The following is a 21,887-nucleotide window of genomic DNA, read 5'->3' on the forward strand; positions in this document are numbered from 1 at the left end:
CAGGCATGTCCGCCGATGCGTACCGGCTGGGGACCGACTCCGGCCCCTCGTCGACCGTCGCCGTCCTCAGCGGCCCGGACGGCACTCTGCTCTCACCGGCCGCCACGCGCCCCCCGGGCTGGGGCGTCCTGCGGGTGCGGCTGACGGGCTTCGCCGACCCCACCGGCGGTCGTTGCGACGGCCGGCTGTAGCTGCGGGCCACCAGCATCGAGCAGATCTAGGGGCTGTATCGAAGTGGATGGCCGGGCTGCGGCGGACTCAGGCGTCGGCTCGCTCCGACCCCCACTTCGATACAGCCCCTAGCGGATTGGACCGGCTTTGATCCTCGAATCCCGGCGGCGCGAGCTGCACGCCGCCGGCCGTCGCGGCACCGAGCTGCGCGGCGGCACGATCGACGCCCGGCTGCTGCGCGGGCTCTGCGTCGCCGCCGCGGCCGGGGCCGCCCGGGTCGATCCCCACGGCCTGCGGCTGCGCGCCGTCCACGTGCGCGGCCGGCTCGACCTGGCCGGCGTCGACGTCCCGTTCCCGCTGGCCTTCGCGGACTGCACCTTCGACGAGGCGCCGGACCTGACCGACGCCGGCGTCCGCGCGCTGGCGCTCACCGGCGCCCCGCGGCTGCCGGGCCTGCTGGCCAACGGCGTGCGCGTGCGGGGCGACCTGGACCTGTCCCGCTCGCGCATCGCGGGCGTGCACCGCACCGGCGAGAGCTCGAGCGGCGCCGCCGTCTGGCTGTGCGACGCCGAGGTGGGCGGCCGCCTGCACGCGCTCGACACCGTCATCGACGCCGGCCGCCACGGCGCCGTCTCCGCCAACCGGCTGCGCGTCGGCGGCAACGTCCGGCTGGTGCACGGCTTCACCGCCACGGGCGAGATCCGCCTGCGCGGCGCCCGGATCGACGGCTCCTTCGACCTGGCCGGCGCGCACATCGCGCACCCCGCGTCGGCCGTCGACCTCGGGGAGGCGCACATCGGCGGGAGCATCTTCATCATCCCGCACGCCGCGACACGGCGGCCGCCGCGGATCGCGGGACGGATCACCCTGAGCAACGCGACAATCGCCGGCCGCCTGTCGATCCGCGACGCGCACCTGCGGGCGGCCGACGACGACTACGCCGTCGTGGGGCGGCGGCTGTCCATCGGCGGCCCGCTCAAGCTCGCGGGCGAGTGCCGCGTGACCGGCGGTATCGACCTGTCCTACGCCCGCTTCACCACGGTGACCGTCGATCCGGCCGCCGAGCTCGCCGCGCCCGGCCGCGACGCCCTCAACCTGACCAGCGCCGAGGGCCGCTCCCACGTCGTGCTCGAGCCGGGCGTGACCGTCGACGGGGCGATCAGCGTCGCCGGCGCACACCTGCGGGGCGACCTGGTACTGCGCGGTGTCACGCTCCGCTCGCCGCGGTCCGACGGCGCGCTCGTGTCGGGCGCCGGCGCGACGATCGACGGCGGCGTCCAGCTGCAGGGCCTGCAGGCGACCGGCGGATTCCTCGGTTTCCGCGGGGCGAGCATCGGCGGCAGCATCAACGCCGGCGGTGCCGTCCTGGTCAATCCCGGTGAACGGACCCTGGGCCTGCGCCAGGCGACAGTCAAAGGATCGGTCCGACTCATGGACGGATTTCGATCAAACGGCTTCGTCGCGCTCAACCGCAGCGTCATCGAGGGGCGCCTGAACCTCCGAGGCGGGTCCTTCGAGTGCCCGGGACCGTCCGACGACAACCCCGCCGGGCACGCCATACAGACGATCTCGACGACCGTGCGCTCCGGGGTCTACCTGCTGTGGGACCACGTCAGCCCGAGCGTCGACTTCCGCGGGCTCGCCACCTCGGTGCTCGACGACGACCCGGACCGGTGGCCGGAGCGGATCATCGTGTCCGGCATGACGTACGACCGGTTCGGCGACCTCTCGTTCGACCGGGCCGCCCGGCTGCGGTGGCTGCGCCGGCAGTCGGTCTACGACGCCGAGCCCTACGAGCAGCTCGCCGAGGTCTTCCGGCGGCACGGGTACCGCGGCGACGCCGAGGCCATCCTGATCGAGCGGCGCCACCAGGCCCGAAGGGCCGGCCGCCGCCACCGGCTCGCGCCGCGCAGCATCCTGGACCTGCTCTACGGGCTGCTGGTCGGCTACGGCTACCGTCCCGGGCGCACGGTCTGGTTCCTGCTGGCGCTGCTCGTCGCCGTCGCCGCGTCGCTCTACGTCCCGGGCGTCAGCGCGACGCTGCGCGCCACCGACCCGCGCGGGAACGCCTACGCCGTCGACGGCCGCCTGGTCACCGTCGACCCGGCGGACCCGCCGGGCCCCGCGGCGGACGCGGCGCCGTCGGCGGGCTCGCCGCGGCCGGACCCGTGCGGCGACGGCCAGATCCGCTGCTTCAACCCGGTGCTGTACGCCATCGACACCGTCGTGCCCCTGATCTCTCTCGGGCAGCGGACCACGTGGTACCCCAGCCCGCACGCCCGCCACGGCACCCTGACCGAGTGGTGGCTCAACCTGGCCACGCTCGCCGGCTGGGTCCTCAGCAGCCTGTACCTGCTGTCGTTCACGAGGTTCGCCCGCTCCGCGTGACCTCCCCGCCGCGAGCTGGTAGCCCCGGGCCGGCAGCCGGTGCGGGATCAGCAGGCGGCCGCGCCCGGCCCCGGCACGTCGACCCCGGCGATCCGGGTGGCGCGCTGCGCCTACTCCTGCTGATCCGCCAGATCGAGCAGACGCCGGGCCGCCACGGCCGCGCCATCGGTGCGGACCGTGGCGGCCACGGCGGCCGCCCGCTGCCTGGTCGCGGGCCGCAGTGCCGCGTCCAGCGCCTGGTCGAGGGACCCGGCGCCGGCCGCCGCCCCGATGCCCAGCGCCGCGACCCGCCCGGCGAAGTACGGCTGGTCCGCCCACTGCGGCACCACGATCTGCGGTACCCCGGCCCGTGTCGCCGTCGTCGTGGTGCCCGCGCCGCCGTGGTGGATCGCGGCCACCACCCGCTTGAACAGCGCCTGCTGGTTCACCTCGCCGATGACGAAGCAGTCCTCGTCGCCGTCGAGCCCGGCCCAGCCCCGCCCGAGGACCACCCGCCGGCCGCGCGCGCGGATCGCGTCGACGGCCGCCCGGGCGAACCCTTCCGGCGCGGGCATGCTGCCGAAGCTGAGGTACACCGGCAGCGGTCCCGCGTCCACGAATGCCTCCAGGTCCGCCGGCAGCGGCCGCTCGTCGGTCACGAACCAGGCCCCCGTCTGCACCACGTCGGCCCGCCCGCCCGGCCACGGCGCGAGGACCGGGTCGGCGGCGAGCCACGGCCGCGCGGTACGCACGAACGCACGCACGTCGTCCACCGGCGGCAGCCCGGCCGCGGCGCGGTGCTCGTTGAGCGGCTCGCGCAGGAACCCGTTGTAGTTCGCCACATCCAGCTCGTCGAGCGCCGCCGGGTCGGTGACGTCGGCCGGCACCGGCCGGCCGGGCAGCGGCGGCGGCCGGTGGTGCGGCGAGGACAGGAACACCGGGCAGTAGCTCACGTTCACCGACGGCACCCCGAGCAGCTCGGCGACCGACTGCGCCCCGGCCACGACCGGCAGCAGGCCGCTCGTCACGATGGCGTCGCACCCCTGAGCGGCCTTCGCGAGCCGGTCGAGCTGCAGCCCGATGAAGTCGGCCGCGAGCCGGTTCACGTCGGGCGTCCCGGACCCGTGCACGAGTTCCCGGGTCGGCTTGCCGATCGGCGCCAGCGGTACCTCGAGCTCGGCGAGCCGCTCGGCACAGTCCGGCGGCGCGCACACGAGCGCCTCGGCCCCGAGCTCCTTGAGCTGTACCGCGAGCGCCGCGAGCGGCTCGACGCCCCCGCGCGAGTCGTACGTCGACAGGATCACACGCATGTTGAACCCCCATTCGACAGGCGATTCTGCGCCCGTGCGGGGGCCTTGCCGCAAGCCCCGCCCCGCGTTGTACGGTGGAACGGGAGGCGCGGTGGCCGCACTCCCGCGCCGTGTCGATGCCGGCGACGACCAGAATCTTCCGGGCGGATGTCGAGAACGGCCGGGGCGGCTCCGACCCGGCGCCGACGCCCCGACGGCGGGGCGCGGACCGGAGGTGCGGCGATGCGGTACATGATCATGATGTTCGGCGGTCTCGGGGCCTCGCTCGAGGAGCGCAGCCCGGAGTGGATCGGCGGCATGCAGGCGGCCATGATGGACATGGATCGCGAGCTGCGCGAGTCGGGCGAGGTCGTGGAGAGCCGGCACCTGACCGACCCGGCCCGGGCCACGTCGGTGCGCTTCGCCGGCGGGGCGCCCGTCCCGACCGACGGGCCGTTCGCCGAGATCAAGGAGTCCCTCGCCGGGTACTGGATCGTCGAGGCGACGCACGAGCGTGCCGTCGAGATCGCGGCGCGGGTGGTGGCGGTGACCGAGTACCCGATGGAGGTCCGCCGGGTCATGGACGAGCCGCCGCGGGACTGAGGCGATGACCGGGGCGGTCGAGGACCTGCTGCGCGAGCTGGCGCCGCGGGTCCTCGGCACGCTCGTGGCCCGGCACGGGCAGTTCGACGCGTGCGAGGACGCCGTGCAGGAGGCGCTGCTCGCCGCGGCCGTGCGGTGGCCCGCGGAGGGTGTGCCGCAGCGGCCGCGGGCGTGGCTGCTGACCGTCGCGAGCCGGGCGCTCGTCGACCACTGGCGCACCGACAGCGCCCGGCGGCGCCGGGAGGTCGCGGCCGCGCTGGACCCGACGAACGAGCCCCCCGACGATCCCGGCGACACGCTGCTCGTGCTGTTCCTGTGCTGCCATCCGGCTCTGTCGCCGCCGTCGCAGCTCGCGCTGACGCTGCGGGCCGTCGGCGGGCTGTCGACCGCGCAGGTCGCGGCGGCGTTCCTGGTGCCGGAGGCGACGATGGCCCAGCGGATCAGCCGGGCCAAGCAGCGCATCCGCGAGGCCGGCGGCCGGTTCGAGCCGGGCCCGGCCCTCGGTGTGGTGCTGCACGTGCTGTACCTCATGTTCAACGAGGGCTACACCGACCTGCACCGCCCGGACCTGACCGCGGAGGCGGTCCGGCTGGCCCGCCTCCTGTACCGCCTGGTCCCCGCCGACGCCGAGGTCGCCGGCCTGCTCGCGCTCATGCTGCTCACCGACGCCCGCCGGGCCGCGCGCACCGACGCCGCCGGGCAGCTCGTGCCGCTGGCCGAGCAGGACCGCGGGCGCTGGGACGCGGCCGCGATCGCCGAGGGGCAGGCGCTGCTCGCCCGCACCCTCGGCTCGGGCCCGGTCGGGCAGTACCAGGTCCAGGCCGCGATCGCCGCCCTGCACGACGAGGCCGCGACGGCCGCGGCGACCGACTGGCCGCAGATCCTCGCCCTGTACGACGTCCTGCACCGGGTGGCGCCCGGCCCCGTCGTGACGCTCAGCCGGGCCGTCGCGGTGGCGATGGTGCACGGCCCCGTCGCCGGCCTCGCCGAGCTGGGCACGCTCGACGACGACGCCCGGCTCGCGCACACCCACCGGCTCGAGGCCGTGCGCGCCCACCTGCTCGAGCTGACCGGCGAGCCCGCCGCGGCCCGCGACTGCTACCTGCGGGCCGCGCGGATGACCGCCAGCCTTCCCGAGCAGCGGTACCTCACCCTGCGCGCGGCCCGCCTCCGCTAGGGGCCGACCTTCGTGACGTACTCGGTGGTGTACGTCTTGGCCAGGTCGACCTGGTCCTTCTTGCCCTTGACGTTCGCCGGCGAGGGCCACGAGTTTGCGCATGCGCGTGTTCCCTTCAGATCTGGGTTTCGGTCTGTACCGGTGGGCGCCAGCGCAGCAGCCGGCGCTACAGCAGCGTCAGCAGCCACTCGGCGAGCAGGGCGATGACGGTGATGATGATCATTCCGGCGTAGATGCCGGCCGCGTCGAACGTGCCCTGGGCGTTGGCGATGAGCAGCCCGAGGCCCTTGTCGGCCCCGGCGTACTCGCCGACGACCGCGCCGATCAGGGCGAAGCCGAACGCGGCGTGCAGCGAGGCGAAGATCCACGACATGGCGCTGGGCACGACGATCGACGTGAGCACCTGGGTGCGGGAGGCGCCCAGGATGCGGGCGTTGTTGACCAGGTTGCGGTCGACCTCCCGGGCGCCCTGGAAGGCGTTGAAGAACACGGCGAAGACGACGAGCACGACCGCGGTGGCGACCTTCGAGGACAGGCCGAGCCCGAACCAGATGACGAACAGCGAGGCGAGCACGATCCGCGGCACCGCGTTGCCCGGCGGGCGCTGCGAACCCTTCCCGGCGTTGTGGAGCCAAGCCGCGTCAGCCGCGTATTGCGCGTTTTGCTCACGGGGTGCGCGGGGCGGTCCCGGCGGTACGCTCACGTCATGTTTCGCCTGCGTCACGCCCCGTTCGCCCGGCAGGCGCTGGCCCTGCAGGCGGCCGTGCTGGTCGTCGTGGTGGGCGTCGGCTTCGCGCTCGTCAGCTGGCTGTTCGACGACGAGCTGGCCCAGCAGTACGGCACCCGCGCCCTCGCGGTCGCGCACACCCTCGCGGCCGACCCGGCGATCGCCGCGGCGGCCGCCGCCGACGACCCGGAGCACGTGCTGCCGGCCCGGGCCGAGGCGGCGAAGGCGGCCAGCGGCGCGCTGTTCGTGGTCATCACCAACCGGCTCGGCATCCGGCTGGCGCACCCGAACCCCGACCGCATCCACGAGCCGGTCAGCACCGACCCGTCGGCGGTGCTCGGCGGCCGCGACACGGTGAGCGTCGAGCGGGGCACGCTCGGGCTCTCGGCCCGGGGCAAGACGCCGCTGCGCGACGCCGGCGGGGCGATCGTCGGCGAGGTGACGTCGGCTTCCGCATCGAGGACATCCGCGGGCACGTGACGAGCGAGCTCGGCATCGCCGCGGTCTTCGCCGGCGGGGCGCTGCTGCTCGGCTTCGTCGGCTCGGTGCTGCTGGCGCGGCGGCTCAAGCGGCTCACGCTGGGCCTGGAGCCCGGCGAGCTCGCCGAGCTGGTGCAGGAGCGCGAGGCGGTGCTGCACGGCATCAGCGAGGGGGTGCTCGCGGTCGACGCCGACGGCCGGGTGTCGGTCTGCAACGGCGAGGCGGCGCGGCTGCTCGGCGTGCACACCGGGGGCACGGTCGCGGCGCTGAGCCTTCCCCCGGCGCTGCGCCAGGTGTTCGCCGACCGCGCACCGGTCGACAACGTCATCACGGTCGCCGGCGAGCGGGTGCTCGTGGCCAACTACCGCGCCGTGCGCCGCGACGAGCGCGACCTCGGCGGCGTGCTGACCCTGCGCGACCGGACCGCCCTGGAGACGATCACCCGGGAGCTCGAGTCCGTGCGGACGCTGAGCACCGCCCTGCGCGCGCAGCGCCACGAGTTCGCCAACCGGCTGCACGTGCTGTCCGGGCTGCTGCAGAACGGCCACGGCGGCGAGGCCCTCGAGTTCCTGCACGCGGTCTCCGACACCGCCGCCCCCGCCGCCGGCCGGACCGTCGACGACCCGTACCTGCAGGCGTTCGTGGACGCCAAGACCGCCGAGGCGGCGGAGAAGGACGTGCGGCTCACGCTCGCCGACACGACCTGGGTCGGTACCCGCGTCACCGCCCCCGTCGAGGTCACGACCGTCCTGGGCATCCTCGTCGACAACGCCCTCGAGGCCGCCCGGCGCGGCGCCCGCCGCCCCGCCTGGGTCGACCTGGCCCTGCTCGAGGACGGCGCCACCCTGCACATCTCCGTCGTCGACTCCGGCGACGGCGTGCCGGCCGGCCTGGCCGGGCGGATCTTCGACTCCGGCGTGTCGATGCACGGCGAGGACGGCCGCGGCCTCGGGCTGGCCCTGGCCCGGCAGGCCGCCCGGCGCCTGCACGGCGACGTGCGCCTGGCCGATCCCGGCCACCACGGCCACGACGCCGCGTTCGGCGTGCGCCTCACCGATCCCGGCCGCGACGGCCACGACGCCGCGTTCGGCGTGCGCCTCACCGATCCCGGCCGCGACGGCCACGGCGCCGTGTTCGAGGCGCGCCTGCCCGGGGCCCTGCAACCGGCGCGGGAGCCGGCGTGACGATCAGCGTCCTGGTCGTGGAGGACGACTTCCGCGTCGCCCGGGTCCACGTCGGCTTCACGCACCGGGTCGACGGCTTCGCGGTGGCCGCGACGGCCCGCAGCGCGGCCGAGGCCCGGCGCGAGCTCGCGGCGCGCCCGATCGACCTGGTGCTGCTCGACGTGTACCTGCCCGACGAGTCGGGGCTCGACCTGCTGGCCGAGCTCACCGTCGACGCCATCCTGCTCACCGCCGCGTCCGACGCGGCCACCGTCCGCGCCGCCTACGCCCGCGGGGCGCTGAACTACCTCGTCAAGCCGTTCACGGCCGAGCAGCTGGCCGACCGGCTGAGCGCGTACCGGCACTACCGCGCGCTGGTCGGCACCGGCCCGCGGACCCTGACCCAGGCCGAGGTCGACCGCTGCTGGCGGGTGCTGCACGACGGGGACCGCCCGGCCGCCCCGAAGGGCCAGTCGGCGGTGACCGTCCGGCTCGTGAGCGAGGCGCTGCGGCGGGCCGGGCAGCCCCGCACCGCCGCCGACGTCGCCGACGAGCTCGGCATCTCCCGCGCCACCGCCCAGCGGTACCTGGCCGCCCTGGCCCGCGACGGCGTCGCCGAGGTCCGCCTGCGCTACGGCGTCACCGGCCGGCCCGAGCACCAGTACCACTGCATCGTTGACATGTGACTAATCGGTCACCTATTTTCGTGGCATGGCTGATGCCGATCGACCGCTGCTGCTCGCCGGGGCCGTAGCCGGTCCGCTGTTCGTCGCCGGCGTGCTCGCGCAGGCGTACACCCGCACGGGCTTCGACCCCGCCCGGCACCCGTTGAGCTCGCTCGCCCTGGGCGACCTGGGCTGGGTGCAGATCGCCAACTTCGTGGCCTGCGGCGTCCTCGCCGTGCTCGGCGCGGCCGGGCTGCGGCGCGCCCACGCCCCGGCGCCCTGGTTCGTCGGGGCCGGCGGCGCCGCGTGGATCGTCGCGGGCGTCTTCCTCCCGGACCCGGTCAACGGGTTCCCGGCCGGCGCCCCGGACTCCGCGACCTGGCACGGCGTCGTGCACTCGGCCGCGCCGGCGCTCGCCGGGATCGCGGGCATCATCGGGTACACCATCTTCGCCCGTCGCTTCTTCATCGAGCGGGAGCCGGGCTGGATGGCGTGGACGATCTCGGCCTTCGTCGTGGTCATCGGCGCCACGGTGGTCACGGCCGCCGCGGGGGACTTCCGCGCCGCGCTGCTCGGCCAGGCGGCCGGCGCCGCGTGGACGACCTCGATCTACGCCCGGCTGCTCGCGAACGCGCCGCGCCTGGCGCCGGCCGCGCCGTAGCTGCGCCGCAGCCGCGTGGACGACCTCGATCTACGCCCGGCTGCTCGCGAACGCGCCGCGCCTGGCGCCGGCCGCGCCGTAGCTGCGCCGCAGCCGCGTGGACGACCTCGATCTACGCCCGGCTGCTCGCGAACGCGCCGCGCCTGGCGCCGGCCGCGCCGTAGGTGCGGCGCAGCAGCGGGAACGCCTCCCACCCGAGCAGGGTGAGCAGCACTGCCAGCACGCCGGCCCCGATCGCCATGGTGCGGGGGTCGGCCGGGACGGCGGTGGTGCCGTCGGCGAACACCCGCAGTTGCGCCGCCGGCAGCCGGACGTTCGCGTCGCCGATCCGCACCGTGCCCCGGACCTCGCCGCCGCCGGCGTCCCAGGTGGCCGGGCAGGTGATGTGGTCCTCCTCGTGCCAGATGTCGTTGGTGCACGCGCCGAGGTGGGCCGTGGTGACGGAGCCGCCCCGCACGTACTCCCCCAGACCGCCCCGCACGTAGAGCAGCGAGGCCAGGGCCACGGCGGCGAAGCCGATCAGGGCCCACCGGAGCACACGCGCCATGCCGGTCAGCGTACGCGGCCGGCGCATTGATCGTTGCCCCTGCCCTGCCGGCACTTGATGATCTTCCGATCAGTTCTTGCGAAGTTGCGTCGCAACAATGCGGGAGATCGAGGCGGCCTCGGCGGCCCGAAGACCGGCGGCCCCGTGCTGCAGCGCCTGGCACGCAGCTGCGACGGCTCCCCGCTGGCCCTGCGCCGCGCGGCCGACGGCCGGTCCGTGCGGCCGGGCTAGTCCCCGGTTCCGGCGCCGCCGATCAGCGCCCGCAGGGCCGCGCAGTGCGTCTCGTAGGCCACCTGGCCGGCGCGCGTCATCCGGTAGGTCGTGCTGCCCCCGCGGCCGTGACCGACCTTCGTCGAGCTGACGTACCCGGCCGACTCCAGGGCCGACATCTGCTTCGACAGGTCCGACTCGCTGATCTGCAGCTGGTCCTTGAGGAAGCGGAACGACACCGAGGGCGCGTTGGCCAGGACGGCCATGGCGGCCAGGCGCTTCGGTATGTGGATGAGCGGATCCAGCCCGTCGATCATCGAAGGCGGGCCCGGGTCCGGGCGGCCGCCGCGGCATAGCGCCGCTCGTAGACGGCGAGGCCGGCCGTCACGAGCACGAACGCCGTCCCGGCGGCCGCCGGCACCCCGGCCGGCCACCAGACGAGCCCGACGACGAGGGCGATGACGGGCAGGGCCACGAGGAACTCGCGCCAGACCCCGGCGATCTCGGCGGGCGGCGTTCCCTTGCCCGGCCGGGGCAGCGCACCGTGCCGGCGCCGCATCCAGGTCACGAACACGAGCTCGACGGCGATCAGCGCGGCGAGCGAGCCCAGGAACAGGCCCGCGTTCTCGCGCCACCAGTGGAAGGTGCCGATGATCGCGGCCACCCAGGCGCCGGCCGACGGCGCGTACCACCACGGGGTGGGCGGGTAGCTGACGTAGGGCGCGGCGGCACCGAGCTCGGCCGCCCTGAGCTGCCCCGCGGCCTCAATACTTTCCATGCCGACAAGTTATGCGATTACTTTCCAGACCCGCAAGTAAAAGATGCCGGCGTCACGTCCGCAGGGGCACGTCCGGCCGGGCGCGGGCGGCGCGCAGCCGCAGGGCGAAGGCGACCTCGCCGGCGCCCACGGCCACGGCGCCGATGCCGCTGATCAGCACCAGGGTCGTCAGCGACGGGCCCGGCCAGAGCATGAACGCGACGCCGATCAGCACCGACAGGAAGCCGAGCACACTGAGCCAGGCCCGGGTCGGGTCGCGGGCCGGCATGGCGATCAGCAGCAGGGCGAAGCCGCTCAGCAGCCAGGCCAGGCCGAGCAGCGTCGCCAGCACCACCACGCCACCGTCCGCGTTGCGCACGCACGTGATGCCCGCCGCGAGCAGCACCACCGCCATCACCGCGGCGAGCATGCGGCGCCCGGAGCTGTTGTCCGCGCGGAACGCCGTCACCGCCCGCATCACCCCGAGCGCGATCAGCCAGACGCCGGCCACGATGCCCAGCACGCGCAGCGTCTCGTCCGGCCACACCAGCACCGCCAGCCCGAACAGCGCCGTGACGACGCCGAGCATCAGCACCTGCAGATGGTCCTCGGCGAACGCCGAGGTCCAGCGCCGCCGCGGCCAGTGCGTGGTCGCCATACGCCCACCCCCACGTCCCACACTCCGGCGGGGCCCGGCCGCCCGACTCACCCGGCGGGCATGATCCCGGCGGCGGACGGCCCGGCCGAGAATCGGCGGGTGCCGACCCCCCAGCCCGCGGACGTCGTGCGGGCGATGATCCTGCCGCTCGCCCTCGCGCAGTACATCTGCAGCTACGCCGGCACGGCAATGAACGTGGCCATCGCCCCCATTGCGCACGACCTGGACACGACCGTCTTCGGCGTGCAGGCGACCATCACGCTCTTCACGCTCACCATGGCCGCCCTGATGATCCCGGGCAGCAAGCTCACCGACGTGTGGGGCCGGAAGCGCTGCCTCGTGGCCGGGCTGCTGCTGTACGGCACCGGCGCCCTCCTGGCCGCGATCGCCCCCGGCCTCGGCGTCATGATCCTCGGCAACGCGCTGCTGGAGGGTGTCGGCTCGGCGCTCATGATCCCGCCGATCTACATCCTGGTCACCGTCATGTCCCCGGACCTGGCCACGCGGGCGAAGTACTTCGGCATCGTCAGCGGCGCCGGTGCCCTCGGCGCGGCGACCGGCCCGCTGATCGGCGGCGTCATCACCAGCCTCATCAGCTGGCGGGCGTCGTTCCTGCTGCAGGTCCTCGTCATCGCCTGGATCATCGTCCTGATCCGGCGCCTGCCGAGCCCCGCCCGCACCGGCCCGGCGCCGCGGTTCGACGTGACCGGCGCGATGCTGTCCGCGGCCGGCCTGCTGTTCGTGGTGCTCGGCGTGCTGCAGTCCACCACGTACGGCTGGGGCGCCGCCCGCACGGACTTCGTCGTCGCCGGGCACGTCCTCATCCCGCAGGGCGGCGTCTCCCCGGTGTGGCCGTCGATCGCCCTGGGCGCGCTCACCCTGGCCGCGTTCGTGCTGCACCTGCGCCACACCGAACGCCGCGGCCGCGAGCCCCTGCTGCACCTGCGGCTGTTCGGCAACCGCGCCGCCAACCTCGGCCTGGGCACGCAGCTGGTGCAGTGGCTGACGATGCAGGGCCTGTTCTTCGTGACCGCGGTGTACCTGCAGGACAGCCAGGGGTACGGCGCCATCATGACCGGCCTGGTGCTCACCCCGGCGACGGCCGGCGTCCTGATCTCCTCGGCCGCCGCCGAGCGCTTCGCCCGCCGTCGCGCCCAGCGCACCCTGATCGTCGCCGGCTTCGTCCTCACCGTCGCCGGGATGGCGCTGCTGCTCGTCCTGGTCAACCTCGGCCCCGGCGTCTGGCGCGCCCTGCCCGGGCTGCTGCTCGCGGGCCTGGGCGTCGGCACGATGCTCACCCCGTCGGTGAACCTGGTGCAGTCCGCGTTCCCGGACCGCGACCAGAGCGACATCTCCGGCCTGTCGCGGGCGGCGTCGAACCTGGGCTCGTCGCTGGGCACGGCCCTCGCGGGCTCGGTGATCGTGTCCCACGCCAACCCGGGCCGCCACCCGTACGCGGCCTCGCTCACGGTCCTGGCGGTCCTCGCGGTGGCCGGGCTGGTCCTCGCCGTGCTCCTGCCCCGGACGCAAGAGGTTGTCAATACCTGACACATTGACGCCAGACGTATTCGTCGCGCCGACCGCGGCCGCGCCCTCACGTCACGTCGACGGGGGCGGCTCGGCCCGGAATCGGCGCCACAGCGGGGCGGGCCCAGGGCCTGCTCGGTGACGGCGATGGTGACACCCAGCAGGGCCAGGAAGGCCAGCGCCACGCAGTCGTCGCCGCGGCGGAACCGGTCGCCGGCCCGGGCCGGCACGTCCCACGCGTCCTCGTCCGCCGGGTCGTCCGGACGCTGCACAAGGTGGGCGGCAACGTCCGAGCGACCGCGCTCACGACCGTGTGGTTCGCGGCCGCCTACACCGCCGTCGCCTGACGGCCGCCCACGAGCGGGCCGGCGGTGTGCTGCACATCGCCGCAAGCGCTGCCGCCGCCTGGTCGAGTATCCCCGGCAATCCGGGCGGAGACGGGGCCGCGCCGGTGCGCATGGCAGTCGGACGCTCGTACGGATGCCAACCGAAAAAGCGAAGAGCGAAGAGCTTCAAATTTCCAAGGAAGGAAGAGCAATAATTTGAGCCGGGTCCAAGGCGTCTTGCGGACGCGACTTGTTGCCGTAGTTGCGCGCCGTCGGGGTTGAAAAGCGGGGCCGCGACTCACTCGTTCGGCGGCGTGCAGACAGGAGCGACATCGGCAGCGGCGCGCGTTGCTTCGCATCACGTCGGGGCATCGCACGGCGCCGATGTCCGGCATACTCGTGATCATGGGTTGGCCCGAAGACTGGGCGGCGCGAGTCGCCGGAACAGCGTGCAGGTTCTGCGCGGAGGGACGTCCGCAGGAGTCGGACGTGGGGTTGCGCATCCATGCGGGCGACGTCAGCGATGCGTATCTGGCCCGGCGGGCGATGGTGCGGGGATACGCGGTGGTCATCTGGCGGGGTTCTCATGTGATCGATCCGCATCACCTGCCCGTGCACGAGGCCGCGCGGTTTCAGGCCGAGGTGTTGCGGGTGGGCGCGGCGCTCGAGCGTCACTTCGAACCGCTCAAGATCAACTACATGACGCTGGGCAACCGCGTGCCGCATCTGCACACGCACGTGACGGCCCGCTACTGGGACGATCCGGCACCGGGTGGCCCGCTGCCCGACGGGCCGAACCACGAGGTGCCACCGGACGAGCTCGCCGCCGATGCTGCCGCGCTCCGCCTGCTCCTTCGCTGAGTCCACCCGCACAAGATCCCAGGCCCCGAAAGCGGATACGGCAGCTGATCCCAGGCCGTACGAGATCCTCAGCACGGTGTCGCGCATCAGGTCGGTAGGCCGCCGGGGCAACGTGCGAAACCGTTGCCCCGGCGCCCACACGCGCTCACTCGTTGCGGGCCGTCTCCGGGCCGGTCACGCGCTCCAGCAGTGGCAGGGTCGCGGCGATGATGGCCAGCGACACGGCCAGGCCCAGGGCCACCAGGGCGTAGAACGACAGGCTCGGCGCGGTCAGGTTGTAGCCCATCTGCGCGCGCAGGAACAGCTGGGCCGCGCCGAAGCCCGTCGCGCCGGCCAGGACGGCCGCCGCCAGCAGCGGTACCACCGACTCCAGGGCGACGACGCGCCGCAGGGCCCGCAGCGGTACCCCCGTGAGGCGCAGCAGGCTGAACGGCCGCTTGCGGTCCGCGATGCCGCCGGCCACGCTCACGGCCAGGCTGCAGCCCGCGATCGGCAGGCTGAACAGCATGATGACGTCGGCGAGGCGCTGGAACAGCTGCATCTGGGAGCGCGAGTTGGTGCCGCGTTCGAGGTCGGTCGCCGGGGGGACCTCGAAGACCGGGTAGGCCAGCTCCAGTGCGGTGCGGGCCCGTTCGGCCGCCGCGGCGGTGCCGTCGAGGCCCACGACGATGGTGTCGTACGGGAGGGCGGCGACCTGCTCGGCGGTGATCGGCACCGTGGGCCAGACGGTCCTGGCGCCCGCGCCGCTGCGGATGCGGTCCCAGCCGACGAGGTTGCCCCAGATCGTGGCGTACTCGGCGCCGGGGGCGCAGCGGCCGTACTGCGGGATCCGGGCGAGCTCGGTGCACGCGATGATGTTCGACAGCATGCCCGGGCCGTTGTCGGGGTTGTCGTGCAGGACGAGCGCGAAGGTCACGCCCTCCACGCCGCGCAGGCGTGCCGGTGCGTCCTGCGGAAGGTTGTTGTCGCCGCTGTACTGCACCAGCGTCACCGCGGCCAGGTCGCTGTAGCGCACGCCACGCTCGTCGTTCATCGTGGTGATGACGCCCGTCGCGACGCTCACGACGAACAGGGCCAGCATGACGCCGCTGATCGCGCGGAACGCGGCCTGCGGGTTGTCGGCGAGGCGGCGGGCGGCGACCAGGGCCGGCAGGCGGCGGGCGCGGCGGGCCAGCAGCCGGGCGCCGGTCATGGTGAGCCACGGGCCGGCGATCACGAGGCCGACCATGGTGACCAGGAAGCCCGGCAGGAAGGCGGCGGTCTGGCCGTTGGAGGTGTCGGGGGTACGGCCGATGAAGTACGCCAGCTCCGCCAGCCCGGCGACGACCGGGATCAGCCGCCACGCGCGCGGGGGCTTCGGGGTGACCTGGCGCGCGACGCCGAGCGGGGAGATCCGGACCCGGCGCATGGCGAGCGCGGCGGCGGCGACGGCGCCGAGCGGGACGCCGAGCGCGATGAGGACGCCCATGCCCAGGCCGGGCGAGAGGTCGTCGGGGAAGAACCGTTCGGTGGTGATCGGTACCGCCGCCATCGCCGCCCGCAGCAACGGGAACAGCGCGAAACCCACGATCGTGCCGGCGACCGCGGCGGCGCCCGCTTCCACGGCGGCCAGCTGTGTCACCTGCCGGGGCGTGGCGCCGATCAGCCGCATCGCCGCGAACCGCTGCTCGCGGCGCGCGGCCGACAGGCGGGTGGCGGTACCGACGAAGACGAGCAGGGGAAAGAGCAGTCCTCCGGCGACGACGGACAGCACCAGGTCGAGGGCGGCGGTCGGGATCTTCAGCGGCGCCGTGGAGACGGAGGTGAGCTCATGGGCGCGGGGGATCCCGCCGACCTCGCCGGGGGTGCGGCCGACGACGGCGACGAGCGAGTCCGGCGACGTCAGCGCGTCGGCGTCGATGATCCCCGCCTCGTGGCCGGGGAAGCGGGCGGCGAGCTGGTCGACCGGGACGGTCGCGATCAGGTCGTGCAGGGGACGGGAGACGTAGTACTGCCCCGGGTCCGGCAGCCGCGGTATGCCCGGCACGGCCGGCGGGTTGGGGCCCTTCAGCCCGACGTCGATGCGCCACATCCCGGTGCCGGCGAACATGTCCTCGCGCCCGGCCCACACGACCGGGTCGGCCGTCTGGGCGCCGGGGGCCTGTTCGCCGCGCAGCCAGGAGGCCCGGCCGGCCTGGGCGTCGACCGCCCGGAGCCCGGCGATCGTGGACACCAGCAGCCCGGTGCCGAGCGCGACGGCGGCGGCGATGACCGCGAACCGCAGCAGCGCCTCCCGCCCGCCGGCCAGGGCGAGGCGCAGACCGAAACGGATCACGACCGGCCCCGCCCCGCGGCCAGGGCGTGCACGAGGCCGTCGCGGACGATGACCTCGCGGTCGGCATAGACGGCGACCCGCGGTTCGTGGGTGACGAGCACGACGGTTGTACCGTGCTCCCGCGCCGCGGCCACCATGAGGTCCATGACCTGCTCGCCGGTGAGCGAGTCGAGCGAGCCCGTCGGCTCGTCGGCGAACAGGACCCGGGGCCGGTTGATCATCCCGCGGGCGAGCGCGACGCGCTGGGCCTGGCCGCCGGAGAGCTCGCCCGAGCGGCGGCCCTCCATCCCGGCCAGGCCGAGCCGCTCGAGCCAGGCGCTGGCCTCGCGCAGGGCCGCGCCGCGCCGTGCCCCGCCGAGCAGCAGGGGCAGCGCGACGTTCTCCTCGACGGTCAGCTCGGGCACGAGCTGGCCGAACTGGAACACGAACCCGAAGCGCTCCCGGCGCAGGCCGCTGCGCGCATGCTCGCCGAGCCGGTCGATGCGCCGGCCGTCGAAGCGGACCTCGCCGGCCTCCGGCACCAGGATGCCGGCCAGGCAGTGCAGCAGGGTCGTCTTGCCGGAGCCGGACGGGCCCATGACGGCCACGATCTCGCCCGGCTCCGCGTCGAACGTCGCCCCGCGCAGCGCCTGGGTCTCCCCGAACGACAGCACGATGTCGCGGGCCTCGATCAGCGCGCTCATTTGCGCACCAGCCGGGCGAGGTGGTCCAGGCGGGCCACGGTGAGCTCGATCCAGCGCAGGTCGGCCTCGAGGTGGAACAGGCCGTGGTCGGCGAGCAACGCCTCGATCAGGTCGTCACCCTTCTTGATGTCGTGCAGCTGGCGCATCCGCGCCAGGTGGGCGGCGCGCTGGGTGTCGAGGTACTCCCCGGCCGGGCGGTCCAGCATCAGCGACAGCATCACCTTGGCGAACAGCACCGTCTGCAGGTGCGGCTCGGGCTCCACCGGCTGGGCCAGCCACGCGTCGACCTCGGTGGCGCCGAGGTCGGTGATGACGTACCGCTTCCGCTCCGGCCCCTCCCCCGCCTCGACCTCGCTGATCACGACCTTGCCGTCGCGGGCCAGCCGGCCCAGGGTCGAGTACACCTGACCGAACGGCAGCGGACGGCCGCGGCCGAAGAACATGTCGTAGTCCCGCTTGAGGTCGTAGCCGTGGCTCGGCTCGCGCTCGAGCAGGCCCAGCAGCGTGAGAGGAACGCTCATGCCGCCGAACATACACCACGGATATACACCGCGTATATACCCTCGGGTGATAGGTCATAGCGTGCGCAAAGCGTCGGCGGGGGGCAGCCGCGACGCCCGCGCGGCCGGGTACAGGCCGGCCAGCGCGCCCACGAGCAGCGCCGCGACGAGCCCCGCGAGGGGGGCCTGGGGCGGGATCGCCACCGGGTTGCCGGCCGTGTGGGCGGCGACCGCCGTCGCCAGCACCCCCAGCCCGATGCCGGCCACCCCGCCGATGACCGCCAGCAGCGCCGACTCGAGCAGGAACTGCGCGGCCACGTCGCGCCGGCGCGCGCCGAGGGCCCGCCGCAGCCCGATCTCGGCCCGCCGCTCCAGCACCGAGATCACCATGATGTTCGCGATGCCGACCCCGGCCACGAGCAGCGCGATGGCGCCGAGGCCGAGGAACAGCCCGACGAACGCGTCCTTGGCCTTGATCCGGGCCAGCAGCACGTCGGACGGGCGCTGCACCTGCACGTCCCGGGCGTTCTCCGGCGACGCCGTCGGGCCCAGGACCGCCGCCACCGCCGGCACGTGGTCGGGGTCGACCCGCACGTAGATGCGGGTCGGCACGCCGCCCAGGCCGAACAGCTGGTCGGCGACGCCGAAACTGATCAGCGCCGCGGTGTCGATCTCGGGGGCGATGCCCACCTGGTCGAGGACCCCGACCACGGTGAAGTACCGCCCGGCGATGAAGACCTGGGTCTGCTCGGTGAGCCGGTCGATGCCGAGGCTCTGCGCGGCGGAGTACCCGAGCACGGTCTCCGGGTACCGCTCGGCGAGCGGCCCGAAGTAGCTGCCGCGCAGGACCCGCGCCGACAGCGTGTCCGGCAGCGACGCCTGCGCGGCCAGCACGTTGATGCCGTTGGTGTTCTGCGGCGGGATCCGGTCGGTGCGCCGTACCGTGGCGCCGTCGACGTTGCCGACCGCGGTCGTGGCCAGCACCGGCGGGATGCGGGCGATCATCGTCTGCGCGGTGATCGGCAGCGGGGTCGGGCGGCCGTCGAACGTCTGCCCGGTGGCGACGGTGAGCAGGTTGCCCTGCCGGCCGAGCTCGTCCAGCAGCTGCTGCTTCGAGGACTCGGCGACGCCCAGCACCGCGACCAGCGCGGCGATGGCGATCGCGATGCCCAGCGCCGACAGCGTCGAGCGGACGCGGCGGGCGCGCAGGCCGACGGTACCGACGGCCAGGGCATCGCCGGCCCGCAGACGGCTGCGCGCCCTCATGCCGCCGCCTCCGCAAGCTCCGGCACCGGCATGAGCTCCACACTGTGCCCCTGGTTCACGGCCCCTCCGCTCCGCTCCGGACCGCTCGCCGCCGCCTCCGCAAGCTCCGGCAACGGCGCGACAACACTGTGCCCCTGGTTCACGGCCCCTCCGCTCCGCTCCGGACCGCTCGCCGCCGCCTCCGCAAGCTCCGGGAACGGCGCGACAACACTGTGCCCCTGGTTCACGGCCCCTCCGCTCCGCTCCGGACCGCTCGCCGCCGCCTCCGCAAGCTCCGGCAACGGCGCGACAACACTGTGCCCCTGGTTCACGGCCCCTCCGCTCCGCTCCGGACCGCTCGCCGCCGCCTCCGCAAGCTCCGGCAACGGCGCGACAACACTGTGCCCCTGGTTCACGGCCCCTCCGCTCCGCTCCGGACCGCTCACGCGGCGGCCCCCGAGTCGTGCACGACCCGCCCGTCCTGCAGCTGGACCTGCCGCCGCATCGCCGCCGCGACCTCGCCGTTGTGGGTGATGAGCACGACCGTGGTGTCGCGCAGCCCCGCGAGCAGCGCGATGACCTCGTGGCCGTTGGCGCGGTCGAGGTTGCCGGTCGGCTCGTCGGCGAGCAGGACCGCCGGCCCGCCGACGACCGCCCGGGCGATCGCGACCCGCTGCCGCTCGCCGCCGGAGAGCTGGGCCGGCCGGTGGCGCATCCGGCCCTCCAGCCCGACGCGCTCCAGCGCCGCGGCGGCACGCTCCCGCCTCGTGCCGGCCGGCATCCCCCGATACATGAGGCCGGTCGCCACGTTGTCCAGCACCGTGAGGTGGTCGAGCAGGTAGAACTGCTGGAACACGAAGCCGATGTGCCACGCCCGCACGCCGGACAGCTCCGAGTCGGACATGCTCGACGTGTCGGCACCGGCGACGCGGACCGTGCCCGCGGTGGGCCGCTCCAGCGTGCCCAGGATGCTCAGCAGCGTCGACTTTCCGGCCCCGGACGCACCGGTGATGGCGACCGTCTCGCCGTGCTCGACCACGAGGTCCACATCGGACAGTGCGGTCACGGTCGTCGGCGGCGGGTAGGTCTTGGCGACGCCGTGCAGTTCGAGGGCGGCGGTCACGATGACGGCACCTCCACGTCGTCGCCCTCGTGCAGGCCGTCGCCCTTCACCTCGACGAGGGTGTCGGAGAACAGCCCGGGGGTGACGCCGACCAGGGTGCGCTCGGCGCCGTTGCGCCGGTAGACGCCGAACCCCCCGCCGGCCAGCGCGACCAGGGCGGTGATCGGCACCGCCAGGACGCCGGTGACCGACGCGTCGGTGATGGCGACCTGGACCGGCGCCCGGTCGAGGTTGGTGCCCAGCTGCGGGTTGTCCAGGGTGACGATGCCGGGCACGAGCACGGGCCCCCCGCGGCCCGGGTCCTGCTGTTGCTGCTGCGGCTGGTCGGCCACCGGCGACAGGAACGCCACCTTGCCGTCGACCTTCCGGCGGTCCGGCAGCGTGATGCTCACCGTGTCGCCCGGGTGCACGAGGTAGGTCTGGCCCGCGGGCACGTTGATCGTCACCACGGCCGTGGTCGACGTCGCGGTCAGCACCGGCTCGCCGCCGTGGACCTCCACGGCGAGCTTGGCGGTGACCACGTTGACCCGGATCGCGCCGGGCTGGAACACGACCTCGCCCAGTTCGACGCGGCCGGTGACGGTCTGGCCGGTCGCCCGCTGCCAGCGGCGGATCGCGGTGGCCGTGGCGGCGGTGAAGGTACCGTCGGCGGAGGCGAGGTAACCGAGGGCCTTGAGGTTCTCCTTTAGCGCCCGCACGTCCGGGCCGGCCGTCATGCCGGACTCGAACGGGCGGAAGGCGGGGCGGTCGGCGAAGAACAGCCGCACCGGGCGGTTGTCCACCTCGTAGACCGCGTCGTTGCGGTTGACCACCGTGCCCGGGTCGGGCAGGGCGGTGACGGTGCCGCCGGCGCCCTGGGCGACCACGCTGTAGTCGCCGCGGTACCCCAGCGCGCCCGACACCTGCGTGCTGGTCGACAGGTCGGTCCGCCGCACCTTCGCCGTCGTGGTGGGCACCTCGGCCGCGGCCGGGCTCGACCCGCCCGGGTAGCGCCAGGTGAACCAGCCGCCGGTCGCGGTCACGACGACCGCGGCGGCCGTCGTCGTCATGAGCGTGCGCCGGTTCATTCCGCCAGGCTCCCCAGGCTGGAGGCGCGGGCCTCGGCCTCGAGGATCGGGCGGCACGTCTCGAGCGCGTGCTGTACCGTCGGGTCGCTCTTGTCCCCGGGCAGGTCCTCGGGGTGCATGCCGAACCCGTGGCCGGGCGTGAAGAGGTCGTTGGCGTTCGGGTCCCGGAAGTTCGGCAGGCCGTTGGCGCGCATGCACTGCGCCGACTTCACGCCGGCCTGGACCAGCTTCGGCGGCGCGGGCGCCTGCCCGTCGGGCACGAGCTGCGCGGTGACGATCAGGTCCTTGCACGCGTCCGCGGCCGCCAGGACGGCGGTCTCCTCGGCGTCGTGCAGGCTGCGCGCATCGGTGAACACGTGGCCGTCGGCGGTGAGGACCGGGTCCTTGTACGTCGGGATGCCGTGCTGGCGGATGCACTCGGCCGCGGCGTGCAGGGCGTTCTTGCGCGCGTCGCCGGTCGCCCCGGGACACGTCGGCTGGTAGCCCAGGTCGTCGCCGCCGGAAGTTTGGGGGACGCCGGATTGCGCCGGGGCGCCCGAGGGCTTCGCGCCGCCCTTGCCGCCGTCGTCGCCGGGCTGGAGGCCTTCCCCCTGGGTGAGCTGGTCGAGGCCGGCGGAGGCGCTGAGGCACCCGCCGGCGGCCGTGCCCGTCGCCTGCCCGGTCCCGCCCAGACTCGGTACGCCGGGCGACGAACTGGAGCTGCATGCGGTAAGCGCCGCGAGGCTCAGCGCCGCGACGGTGAGCAGTCCGATTCTCATGCCCACCA

23 protein-coding genes are annotated in these 21,887 nt (G+C 74.4%); 10 read left to right on the forward strand and 13 right to left on the reverse strand.

Annotated elements, in window-relative coordinates; genetic code table 11:
* Window positions 1-5: 5 nt before the first annotated feature.
* Window positions 6-191 carry a hypothetical protein gene (locus ACPPVO_RS36705; protein WP_426503141.1) on the forward strand — a complete coding sequence of 62 codons (186 nt, stop codon included), beginning with the start codon at window positions 6-8 and terminating at the stop codon, window positions 189-191.
* 127 nt (window positions 192-318) lie between these two features.
* Window positions 319-2,559: a hypothetical protein gene (locus tag ACPPVO_RS36710; RefSeq protein WP_426503142.1), complete on the forward strand. Its 2,241-nt coding sequence runs from the start codon at window positions 319-321 to the stop codon at window positions 2,557-2,559.
* Between the two features lie 110 nt (window positions 2,560-2,669).
* Here the strand turns inward: ACPPVO_RS36710 and ACPPVO_RS36715 are convergent, their stop codons facing one another.
* Window positions 2,670-3,848, reverse strand: a complete 1,179-nt coding sequence (locus ACPPVO_RS36715) for a glycosyltransferase (RefSeq protein WP_426503144.1) — start codon at window positions 3,846-3,848, stop codon at window positions 2,670-2,672.
* 222 nt (window positions 3,849-4,070) lie between these two features.
* On the opposite strand from ACPPVO_RS36715, the gene ACPPVO_RS36720 reads away from it, so the two are divergent.
* On the forward strand, window positions 4,071-4,430 hold the full coding sequence (locus ACPPVO_RS36720; RefSeq protein WP_426503145.1) for a YciI family protein: 360 nt from the start codon (window positions 4,071-4,073) through the stop codon (window positions 4,428-4,430).
* Window positions 4,431-4,434: 4 nt separating this feature from the next.
* Entirely contained in the window at window positions 4,435-5,607 is a 1,173-nt protein-coding gene (locus ACPPVO_RS36725) for an RNA polymerase sigma factor (protein ID WP_426503146.1), read from the forward strand.
* A 166-nt stretch (window positions 5,608-5,773) separates the two neighbouring features.
* Here ACPPVO_RS36725 and ACPPVO_RS36730 read toward each other — a convergent pair whose 3' ends face one another.
* Window positions 5,774-6,181, reverse strand: coding sequence for an ABC transporter permease (locus tag ACPPVO_RS36730; protein WP_426503147.1), 408 nt, complete (start codon window positions 6,179-6,181; stop codon window positions 5,774-5,776).
* Between the two features lie 132 nt (window positions 6,182-6,313).
* On the opposite strand from ACPPVO_RS36730, the gene ACPPVO_RS36735 reads away from it, so the two are divergent.
* The 4 genes from ACPPVO_RS36735 to ACPPVO_RS36750 are packed head-to-tail and all read left to right on the forward strand — an operon-like array spanning window position 6,314 to window position 9,303.
* Entirely contained in the window at window positions 6,314-6,814 is a 501-nt protein-coding gene (locus tag ACPPVO_RS36735) for a hypothetical protein (RefSeq protein WP_426503148.1), read from the forward strand.
* Window positions 6,811-7,998: a sensor histidine kinase gene (locus ACPPVO_RS36740; RefSeq protein ID WP_426503149.1), complete on the forward strand. Its 1,188-nt coding sequence runs from the start codon at window positions 6,811-6,813 to the stop codon at window positions 7,996-7,998. Before ACPPVO_RS36735 ends, ACPPVO_RS36740 begins: the two co-directional genes overlap by 4 nt.
* The gene (locus ACPPVO_RS36745) at window positions 7,995-8,663 is read left to right on the forward strand and encodes a response regulator (protein ID WP_426503150.1); all 669 of its coding nucleotides are present in this window, start codon (window positions 7,995-7,997) and stop codon (window positions 8,661-8,663) included. Before ACPPVO_RS36740 ends, ACPPVO_RS36745 begins: the two co-directional genes overlap by 4 nt.
* 25 nt (window positions 8,664-8,688) lie before the next feature.
* Complete coding sequence (locus tag ACPPVO_RS36750) at window positions 8,689-9,303, forward strand: DUF998 domain-containing protein (RefSeq protein WP_426503151.1); 615 nt, start codon at window positions 8,689-8,691, stop codon at window positions 9,301-9,303.
* 112 nt (window positions 9,304-9,415) lie between these two features.
* On the opposite strand, the gene ACPPVO_RS36755 is transcribed toward ACPPVO_RS36750, so the two are convergent.
* The 4 genes from ACPPVO_RS36755 to ACPPVO_RS36770 form a co-directional block, all read right to left on the reverse strand.
* Window positions 9,416-9,850: a hypothetical protein gene (locus ACPPVO_RS36755; protein WP_426503152.1), complete on the reverse strand. Its 435-nt coding sequence runs from the start codon at window positions 9,848-9,850 to the stop codon at window positions 9,416-9,418.
* A gap of 227 nt (window positions 9,851-10,077) precedes the next feature.
* Window positions 10,078-10,377, reverse strand: coding sequence for a winged helix-turn-helix domain-containing protein (locus ACPPVO_RS36760; protein ID WP_426503153.1), 300 nt, complete (start codon window positions 10,375-10,377; stop codon window positions 10,078-10,080).
* Window positions 10,374-10,838, reverse strand: coding sequence for a hypothetical protein (locus ACPPVO_RS36765; RefSeq protein WP_426503155.1), 465 nt, complete (start codon window positions 10,836-10,838; stop codon window positions 10,374-10,376). Before ACPPVO_RS36765 ends, ACPPVO_RS36760 begins: the two co-directional genes overlap by 4 nt.
* Before the next feature lie 52 nt (window positions 10,839-10,890).
* Window positions 10,891-11,475 carry an HdeD family acid-resistance protein gene (locus ACPPVO_RS36770; RefSeq protein WP_426503156.1) on the reverse strand — a complete coding sequence of 195 codons (585 nt, stop codon included), beginning with the start codon at window positions 11,473-11,475 and terminating at the stop codon, window positions 10,891-10,893.
* Between the two features lie 99 nt (window positions 11,476-11,574).
* On the opposite strand from ACPPVO_RS36770, the gene ACPPVO_RS36775 reads away from it, so the two are divergent.
* Both ACPPVO_RS36775 and ACPPVO_RS36780 read left to right on the forward strand, forming a co-directional pair.
* Window positions 11,575-13,023 (forward strand): MFS transporter, encoded by a 1,449-nt coding sequence (locus tag ACPPVO_RS36775; RefSeq protein WP_426503157.1) that lies wholly within the window; start codon window positions 11,575-11,577, stop codon window positions 13,021-13,023.
* A 794-nt stretch (window positions 13,024-13,817) separates the two neighbouring features.
* Window positions 13,818-14,189: an HIT family protein gene (locus ACPPVO_RS36780; RefSeq protein ID WP_426503159.1), complete on the forward strand. Its 372-nt coding sequence runs from the start codon at window positions 13,818-13,820 to the stop codon at window positions 14,187-14,189.
* A gap of 145 nt (window positions 14,190-14,334) precedes the next feature.
* On the opposite strand, the gene ACPPVO_RS36785 is transcribed toward ACPPVO_RS36780, so the two are convergent.
* From ACPPVO_RS36785 to ACPPVO_RS36815, 7 genes are all read right to left on the reverse strand, one after another.
* On the reverse strand, window positions 14,335-16,503 hold the full coding sequence (locus tag ACPPVO_RS36785) for an FtsX-like permease family protein (RefSeq protein WP_426503160.1): 2,169 nt from the start codon (window positions 16,501-16,503) through the stop codon (window positions 14,335-14,337).
* On the reverse strand, window positions 16,500-17,186 hold the full coding sequence (locus tag ACPPVO_RS36790) for an ABC transporter ATP-binding protein (protein WP_426503161.1): 687 nt from the start codon (window positions 17,184-17,186) through the stop codon (window positions 16,500-16,502). The genes ACPPVO_RS36785 and ACPPVO_RS36790 overlap by 4 nt, the downstream gene beginning before the upstream one ends.
* Window positions 17,183-17,707 (reverse strand): PadR family transcriptional regulator, encoded by a 525-nt coding sequence (locus ACPPVO_RS36795; RefSeq protein ID WP_360392685.1) that lies wholly within the window; start codon window positions 17,705-17,707, stop codon window positions 17,183-17,185. Before ACPPVO_RS36795 ends, ACPPVO_RS36790 begins: the two co-directional genes overlap by 4 nt.
* Window positions 17,708-17,761: 54 nt before the next feature.
* On the reverse strand, window positions 17,762-18,952 hold the full coding sequence (locus ACPPVO_RS36800; RefSeq protein ID WP_426503163.1) for an ABC transporter permease: 1,191 nt from the start codon (window positions 18,950-18,952) through the stop codon (window positions 17,762-17,764).
* 421 nt (window positions 18,953-19,373) lie between these two features.
* Window positions 19,374-20,054: an ABC transporter ATP-binding protein gene (locus tag ACPPVO_RS36805; RefSeq protein WP_426503164.1), complete on the reverse strand. Its 681-nt coding sequence runs from the start codon at window positions 20,052-20,054 to the stop codon at window positions 19,374-19,376.
* Window positions 20,051-21,121, reverse strand: a complete 1,071-nt coding sequence (locus ACPPVO_RS36810) for a peptidoglycan-binding protein (RefSeq protein ID WP_426503165.1) — start codon at window positions 21,119-21,121, stop codon at window positions 20,051-20,053. The genes ACPPVO_RS36805 and ACPPVO_RS36810 overlap by 4 nt, the downstream gene beginning before the upstream one ends.
* Window positions 21,118-21,879, reverse strand: a complete 762-nt coding sequence (locus ACPPVO_RS36815; protein ID WP_426503166.1) for a hypothetical protein — start codon at window positions 21,877-21,879, stop codon at window positions 21,118-21,120. Before ACPPVO_RS36815 ends, ACPPVO_RS36810 begins: the two co-directional genes overlap by 4 nt.
* Window positions 21,880-21,887: the final 8 nt, after the last annotated feature.

Source organism: Dactylosporangium sp. McL0621 (assembly GCF_049995355.1).
GTDB lineage: Bacteria > Actinomycetota > Actinomycetes > Mycobacteriales > Micromonosporaceae > Dactylosporangium.

Coding starts and splice junctions, on each gene's coding strand:
- ACPPVO_RS36705 (WP_426503141.1), top strand. CDS start 6: ATGTCCGCCGATGCGTACCGGCTGGGGACCGACTCCGGCCCCTCGTCG.
- ACPPVO_RS36715 (WP_426503144.1), bottom strand. CDS start 3,848: ATGCGTGTGATCCTGTCGACGTACGACTCGCGCGGGGGCGTCGAGCCG.
- ACPPVO_RS36720 (WP_426503145.1), top strand. CDS start 4,071: ATGCGGTACATGATCATGATGTTCGGCGGTCTCGGGGCCTCGCTCGAG.
- ACPPVO_RS36725 (WP_426503146.1), top strand. CDS start 4,435: ATGACCGGGGCGGTCGAGGACCTGCTGCGCGAGCTGGCGCCGCGGGTC.
- ACPPVO_RS36735 (WP_426503148.1), top strand. CDS start 6,314: ATGTTTCGCCTGCGTCACGCCCCGTTCGCCCGGCAGGCGCTGGCCCTG.
- ACPPVO_RS36750 (WP_426503151.1), top strand. CDS start 8,689: ATGGCTGATGCCGATCGACCGCTGCTGCTCGCCGGGGCCGTAGCCGGT.
- ACPPVO_RS36755 (WP_426503152.1), bottom strand. CDS start 9,850: ATGGCGCGTGTGCTCCGGTGGGCCCTGATCGGCTTCGCCGCCGTGGCC.
- ACPPVO_RS36760 (WP_426503153.1), bottom strand. CDS start 10,377: ATGATCGACGGGCTGGATCCGCTCATCCACATACCGAAGCGCCTGGCC.
- ACPPVO_RS36765 (WP_426503155.1), bottom strand. CDS start 10,838: ATGGAAAGTATTGAGGCCGCGGGGCAGCTCAGGGCGGCCGAGCTCGGT.
- ACPPVO_RS36770 (WP_426503156.1), bottom strand. CDS start 11,475: ATGGCGACCACGCACTGGCCGCGGCGGCGCTGGACCTCGGCGTTCGCC.
- ACPPVO_RS36790 (WP_426503161.1), bottom strand. CDS start 17,186: ATGAGCGCGCTGATCGAGGCCCGCGACATCGTGCTGTCGTTCGGGGAG.
- ACPPVO_RS36795 (WP_360392685.1), bottom strand. CDS start 17,707: ATGAGCGTTCCTCTCACGCTGCTGGGCCTGCTCGAGCGCGAGCCGAGC.
- ACPPVO_RS36800 (WP_426503163.1), bottom strand. CDS start 18,952: ATGAGGGCGCGCAGCCGTCTGCGGGCCGGCGATGCCCTGGCCGTCGGT.
- ACPPVO_RS36810 (WP_426503165.1), bottom strand. CDS start 21,121: ATGAACCGGCGCACGCTCATGACGACGACGGCCGCCGCGGTCGTCGTG.
- ACPPVO_RS36815 (WP_426503166.1), bottom strand. CDS start 21,879: ATGAGAATCGGACTGCTCACCGTCGCGGCGCTGAGCCTCGCGGCGCTT.